Source organism: Rhizobacter sp., assembly GCA_021153565.1.
Taxonomy (GTDB): Bacteria; Pseudomonadota; Gammaproteobacteria; order Burkholderiales; family Burkholderiaceae_C; genus Albitalea.
Genome location: JAJKJU010000268.1, coordinates 1 through 6,592 on the forward strand (window position 1 = coordinate 1; position 6,592 = coordinate 6,592).

General features: G+C 62.2%; 4 protein-coding genes and 1 pseudogene. 2 read left to right on the forward strand and 3 right to left on the reverse strand.

Annotated elements, in window-relative coordinates:
- Positions 1-330, forward strand: a pseudogene (locus AC30NL_RS17295) (type III secretion system effector XopP); the annotation flags it as partial.
- 654 nt (positions 331-984) lie between these two features.
- A complete protein-coding gene (locus AC30NL_RS17300) occupies positions 985-1,644 on the forward strand; it encodes a hypothetical protein (protein WP_489465231.1) in 660 nt (219 codons plus the stop codon).
- Between the two features lie 809 nt (positions 1,645-2,453).
- Here AC30NL_RS17300 and AC30NL_RS17305 read toward each other — a convergent pair.
- The 3 genes from AC30NL_RS17305 to typA form a co-directional block, all read right to left on the reverse strand.
- Positions 2,454-3,551: an enoyl-CoA hydratase/isomerase family protein gene (locus AC30NL_RS17305; protein WP_489465232.1), complete on the reverse strand. Its 1,098-nt coding sequence runs from the start codon at positions 3,549-3,551 to the stop codon at positions 2,454-2,456.
- Positions 3,548-4,426 (reverse strand): DMT family transporter, encoded by an 879-nt coding sequence (locus AC30NL_RS17310; protein ID WP_489465233.1) that lies wholly within the window; start codon positions 4,424-4,426, stop codon positions 3,548-3,550. Before AC30NL_RS17310 ends, AC30NL_RS17305 begins: the two co-directional genes overlap by 4 nt.
- Before the next feature lie 125 nt (positions 4,427-4,551).
- Entirely contained in the window at positions 4,552-6,369 is a 1,818-nt protein-coding gene (typA, locus tag AC30NL_RS17315; RefSeq protein ID WP_489465234.1) for a translational GTPase TypA, read from the reverse strand.
- Positions 6,370-6,592 lie beyond the last annotated feature (223 nt).

A 6,592-nucleotide genomic window follows, 5' to 3' on the forward strand; every position in this document is an offset into this window, starting at 1 on the left:
CGGCTTCCCTCCGCCGGTGACCAAGGCGAGCGCGGGACGCTTTTCGAACTGACGATCACGCCGCGTCCCTTCAGCGACGGCAACGAGGCGCCTGCGGTCTATCTGCACCTGCATACTCTTCGTCAGGTCAGCCCACGACAATGCCTCGCGCTTCGCTTTGCCGACCTCGCCGCCGCTCACATCAAGAGCGAAGAGCAAAGGAGTCTGGGTCCGCGCTGGGAGGAACTCCAGCAGCTATTCGGTAACGCCGACGCCCGTGTGCACCGAGGCCCTGTGGACCAGGATCTGCTGGGCGTGTTGCTGCAGCGGGCAAGGGGTTCGCTGCAATGATGACAAGGCGACGGAACTGCCACCAACACCCCTCGCGCTTTCAGGGAGGCTGATCCTGCGGATGCTCTGGATCGGCCGAGCCTTGCCCCCATATGCGGCCAGACGCTGCGATCCATCGGCGTTGGCAAGGCTTTCTTCTCTTCGTGGCTCGGATGCAATCCGGTGTTGGGCCGTTACGGCAAGGTCCGATCCGGGCCATGTCCTAAGCCTAAGCCGGCAGAGCCGGAACCAAACAGGTAATACGATCACCAGCGAAGCGGCGTCGACAAGACCGACCATGGCTGAAGCGGCACTGACTGATCGGTATGCGGCGAACCTGCACGGCGTGCTGTCGTGCTACGACAGAATCATCATCACCGGGACCCTGCCGGGTGCGGGTTACGCGGGCGGGATGACGAGTTTTCTGTTCTCGCGAGGCATTCGCAGCTTCGACTACCCGCGTTTTGCCGAGCCGCTGCACTCGCGCAAGACCGACTCATGTCCCAGCGTGGCGCCCTGCGCGATGACACGACCACCGTCGGGCGCGAGTTCGGTGTTCACATCCGCTGCGGTGGAGTCGCCACCGATCTCGACGCGTGACCAGTCCTTGCGATCACGTCCGGGACCACGAAACGGTCTTTCCGGCCGAGGCGGCCCCATTAGCCGAAGTGGAACGTGGGTGCCACGACTCGACACGCGGGTCCTGCTGATCGTTCGAAGAACACGTCGCTGGACAAGGCGATCTCCTTGGGCAGTACTCGACGCAGAGTCCTCGCCGTCGGCAAAGCACTCGACGCGCAGATCGAGCGCGATATCGCCCCCGTGCCAAAGCCCACAAAGCCCATCGACGGCGATCAGGTTCGCGAATCGACCAGCGTCGGCTGCGTCAGCGTGGACTCGGCGTGGCTGAGCTTCAGCGGCGGCCCCAAGAGCGACCCCAAGCCACGCGGGATCTGGCGGAGCTGCGATCGCCCTGCGGCGGCGGCGGCGGCGGCGACCACACAAGATATGTGCTGCCTGCAGCGATGGCAGGTCCCGCTCGCATCAATCGTCCGCGTCGCTATCCGGTGCTTGCAGGAAAAGTTTGATGAAGCGAAGTTGGTTGCTCACCGACTTCGCGACCCTGAGGGAGTTTGCATGCCTGATGATGTCCCGAAAGGCGTCGTTGTAGATTGCTTTGTTGGCGACGCCGTGCGGAGCTCCGCCGATTCGACCAGGAACATTGGTGCCGGTGGTTTCTGCCAGATCGCCACCGTTTGTTTGCACCCATTGCCTCAAATGCTCCCAGTATTGTGCGAACAGGCTGTGGCTGTTTCCTCCACCAAGTGCTCTTGAACCTTGACCTCGGTGGGGTCCTGCAGGAGCGTGTTGAGCGTCTCCTCGTCGAGTACTCCGCTGTCCGATAACAGGTCCCTCATGGCAGCGGCCAGCTGGTGATCATGAAATGCCATGACGACCGGGAAGCGCAGCGCCTCGCGGGAACCGGCGTGCAGGATTGCGTTGAAGGCCGGCAGCGTTGTCGCCCGGCTCGGCGCCGTCGCGCGCAGGTGCGAGGTCGACGGCGCCCCGCCGTTTGTGGGTGCAGCCGTGGGCGGTGTCGGCAGATCGCTGTGCTCCGGGCCTGTGTGGGGCCGCGTGGTCCGCGGCGATAAGCCAGTGAGTCCCGGACTTTGCGGACGGGCCGCAGGCAATCTCCCTGCCGATGGCAGTACCTGTTCGTCTTGCTGCGGGCTCATTTCGCGAGAAACCGCAGGATTGGTTTTGCCAATGCAGTAGGCCATCGAAAATTCCAAATGCCATATTTGATCCAAACCCCACAATACAGCCACATCCTTTCATCGGCGAGCCTTGCCCGCGAAGATGTGGATGGAGTTGCGTAGCGCTCTCTCGCGGCAGTGGAGCCGAGTCCATTGCAGCGCTCGACAACATGCGGCCCCTGGCGACGACCTCGTCTGTCAATTCGCAGCTTTCACGCTTTCACGCTCCAGATACTGCTGCGTGATGTCGTCCCTGCGCTCGTGCTTCGCTCACCGATCGACTTGGGCGTCGGCCACGAATTCCAGAGGCTGATGGTCTGTTTCTCTGGCCCATGCTCACGTGGCTCGCATGCCTCCCAAGCCTGTCGAGGGAGCCCATACGGAATGTCAATCAAGCATCCGCAACGGATGCGCATGCGCAGGCCACGGACTCGCAAAATATGCCTCGACGTCCTCCCGCTTAACGTCCTCGATACGCGCCGGATTCCATCGTGGCGCATGGTCCTTGTCGACGGACAACGCGCGAATGCCTTCGACCGTCTCGCTGGCCACACCAGGTCGCAGATGGAAAGAGTGGCGCACGATGTCACGCTCCATGCGCAGATCGTCTGCGAGGTCCATCGTGCGCGCGCGGCGCACTTGTTCCAGCGTCACCGCCATCATCAGCGGCGAACGCTTGCGAAGCGTGGCGAGCGTTGCCGCTGCCCAGTCGCTCGAATCGCCTTGCAGCGAATCGAAGATGGCGCGCATGTCGTCGCCTGCGAAGTGAAGATCGATCGCTTCGCGCTGCGCAGTCCATTGCACACTGGGCATCGGCTGCGTGTGCGTGACCACGCTTGCATGCACCTGCGCGCCGCTTTCCATCGGCTGGTCGCACAGGGTCTCGACCAGTGCAGCCAGGCCGCCGGACGGAACAAAGAAGTCGGCGAGGCCCAAAGCGATCGCGTCGCCTGCACCGGCCACCTGCCCCGTGAGCGCGAGGTATTCGCCGATGCGCCCCTCGCATCGCGACAGGAAATAGCCGCCGCCCACGTCGGGGAAAAGTCCGATGTTGGTCTCGGGCATCGCGAGCTTGGAGCGCTCGGTCACGACGCGGATCGCAGCCCCCTGCGACAGTCCCATACCGCCACCCATCACGATGCCATCCATCAAGGCCACGGTCAGCTTCGGATAGGTATGGATGAGGTGGTTCAGCGTGTATTCCTCAGTGAAGAAGTCCTCGAGCCGCGGGTCCCCGTCGAGCGCTGCCTGATAGAAGAAGCGAATGTCGCCGCCCGCACAGAACGCCACGCCCTTGCCCTCTTGCGTCGCTCCCTTCAGCACCACAGCCACCACTTCAGCATCGTCGCGCCATTCGAGCAAGGACGCGGTGACGTCGCGAATCATCGACAAGGACAAGGCGTTCAACGCATTCGGCCGATTCAGCGTGATGACGCCGACGTTGCATCGCTTTTCTGCCTTCACCAAGACCTGTTCACTTCTCATCGCACCCCTCTACTCCTCATGCCCCACGCTTCGTTCAGCGCGAGCGTTCCCAATACCAACGCGCCTCCGGCCAGAACCTGCGGCGCCGGTTTCTCGCCCGCTCCCACCCAGGCCCAGGCGATGCCAAAGATGATCTCCAGCAGCGCGAGCAAGGAAATCTCAGGCGCCGCCAAGGATCGCGACAACCGTATCGCCATCGTGCATGGAATAGCAAGCTGAAACACGCCCAGCACCGCGAGCAAGGCGATGTCGTGATGCGTTGCGTGAAATGGCATGGAGAACGGCAAGGTCGTCACGCTGGAGATGACGGCACCGATCAGCAGCGCAGGGACCAGGTCGACCGATTTGCCACTGCGCTGCAGGGTGTTCCAGTTGATGGCGCCCGCGATGGGCACACCGAGCGCGACGAGCGTGCCCAGCAGGTGCGTGCCGTCTGAGCTGATGTTGTTGCCATACATCCAGGCGATGCCGGCGCCGGCGATGACGATGGCGACCCACGTCCGGATCGCTACGCGATGGCCGAGCATGAAGCGGGCGAGCAAGGCCGTGAGGAGCGGCGCGATGCTCATCGTGATGAGCACGTTGGCGACGGTGGTCAGCGTGAGCGCCACCATGAAGCAGGTGAACATCACGTTCCACATCAGGCCCGATATCCACAAGGGCCTACCGCCGGTGGTCAGGAGTCGGGGTGCGTCACGCCCATGCACGGCCGCGAAATACCCAGCGAGCGCCAGGGCGAGGAAGAAGCTGCGCCAGAACGTGATTTCGAAGGCTTGAGCGGAATCGAGCCGCCGGGTAATGAACCCCGCGATGCTCCACATCAAGCTGACAAGGAGCATGCCGAACACGGCCTGACGGTGGGACAACGGATGCATGTTGGCTGAAGTGCTGCTGGAGACAGCCCAGTTTGCCAATGTTGGCGGAAGACCGCATTCACACGGGTGACACCACGTGCGGGATTCGGGCTCCCCTCTTCCATTGCGGAAGAGGGAGACAACCATCAGGCCATTTCGCGGCTGGCCTTCTTGCGGTCGTGTTCCTTCAAGTGCCTCTTGCGGATCCGGATCGACTTGGGCGTGATTTCCACCAGTTCGTCGTCCGCAATGAACTCCACAGCATATTCCAGCGTGAGGATGATCGGAGGGGTGATCTTGATCGCGTCTTCCTTGCCCGAGACGCGGAAGTTGGTGAGCTGCTTCCCGCGAACGGCGTTCACCACCAGGTCGTTGTCGCGGCTGTGGATGCCGATGATCATGCCTTCATACAACGGATCGCCTGCCTTCACGAACATGCGGCCGCGGTCATCCAGCTTGCCCAGCGAATACGTCACCGCTTCGCCGTCGTCCTGGCTGATCAGCACGCCATTCTTGCGGCCTTCGATCTCGCCCTTGTAGGCCTCGTAGCTGTCGAAGATGTTGCTGATGAGGCCGGTTCCGCGCGTCAGATTCAGGAACTCGTTCTGGAAGCCGATAAGGCCCCGCGCCGGAATGCGGTACTCGAGGCGCACGCGACCCATGCCGTCCGGTTCCATATTGATGAGTTCTGCCTTGCGCTCGCCCAAGGCCTGCATCACGGCGCCCTGGTGCTGGTCTTCAACGTCTGCCGTGACCATTTCGATCGGCTCGAGCCGTTGGTCGCCTTCGTGGCGGAACACCACACGCGGCTTCGACACGGCCAGCTCATAGCCTTCGCGGCGCATGTTTTCCAGCAGGATGGTGAGGTGAAGCTCGCCGCGACCCGACACTTCGAAGATGCCGTCTTCGTCGGTCTCCTTCACCTTCAGAGCCACATTGCTCTGCAACTCGCGCTGCAGGCGGTCCCAGATCTGGCGGCTCGTCACGAACTTGCCTTCGCGACCTGCCAGCGGCGAGTTGTTGACGCAGAAGTTCATCGTCAGCGTGGGCTCGTCGACCTTCAGCATGGGCAACGGTTTCGGGCTCTCGATGTCGGTGAGAGTCACCCCGATGCCGATGCCTTCGATGCCGTTGATCAGAACGATGTCGCCCGGACCCGCTTCGGTGGCTTGCTGACGTTCGAGGCCTTCGAACTTGAGCACTTGGTTCACGCGAGCATTAAACGGTGTGCTGTCGAGCCCGCTGTACACGGCCACGTTCTGCATTGGCTTCAAAGTACCCTGATTCACTCGGCCAATGCCGATGCGCCCGACGTAGGTCGAGTAGTCGAGCGAGCAAATCTGCAGCTGAAGCGGATCTGTCGGGCTGCCTTCGTGCGCCGGCACGTGAGTCAAGATAGCGTCGAAAAGTGGCGCGAGATCGGTGCCCGTCGCGCCCTTTTCAAGAGTGGCCCAACCGTTGAGGCCCGAGGCATACACCACAGGGAAGTCGAGTTGGTCTTCGGTGGCACCGAGCTTGTCGAAAAGATCGAAGGTGGCGTTGATGACATAGTCGGTCCGCGAGCCCGGACGATCCACCTTGTTGACGACGACGATGGGCTTCAAGCCCAGCGCCAACGCCTTCTTGGTCACGAAGCGCGTCTGCGGCATCGGGCCTTCGACGGCATCGACCAACAGCAGCACACTGTCGACCATCGACAGCACACGCTCCACTTCACCGCCGAAGTCCGCGTGCCCGGGGGTGTCGACGATGTTGACGTGCGTGCCTTTCCACTCGACCGCGCAATTCTTCGCGAGGATGGTGATGCCACGTTCCTTTTCGAGGTCGTTGCTGTCCATCACGCGCTCGGCCACCTTCTCGTTTTGTCGGAAGGTTCCGCTCTGGCGGAGCAGTTGGTCCACGAGCGTTGTCTTGCCATGGTCCACGTGGGCGATGATGGCGATGTTGCGAATCTGTCGGGTCATGCTTGAACTCTCTCTGTACTTAAGGGCCTGTTCACTCCGAATGAGTGCCCACGCCGGGTTCTGGCGGGCCAAAGGGCAAGGCGCAAGTGAAGAAGCGGTGTGCCTCCGGCCCACAACGAGCAAGGATTTGGCCCGGAATAAGTTCCCGTTTTGGGGGCGCTGGGCGGGATGCGATGCAAGGCGCTCCGAGCGCCGTGTGGCGAGCCACACAAGTGAGGAGCAA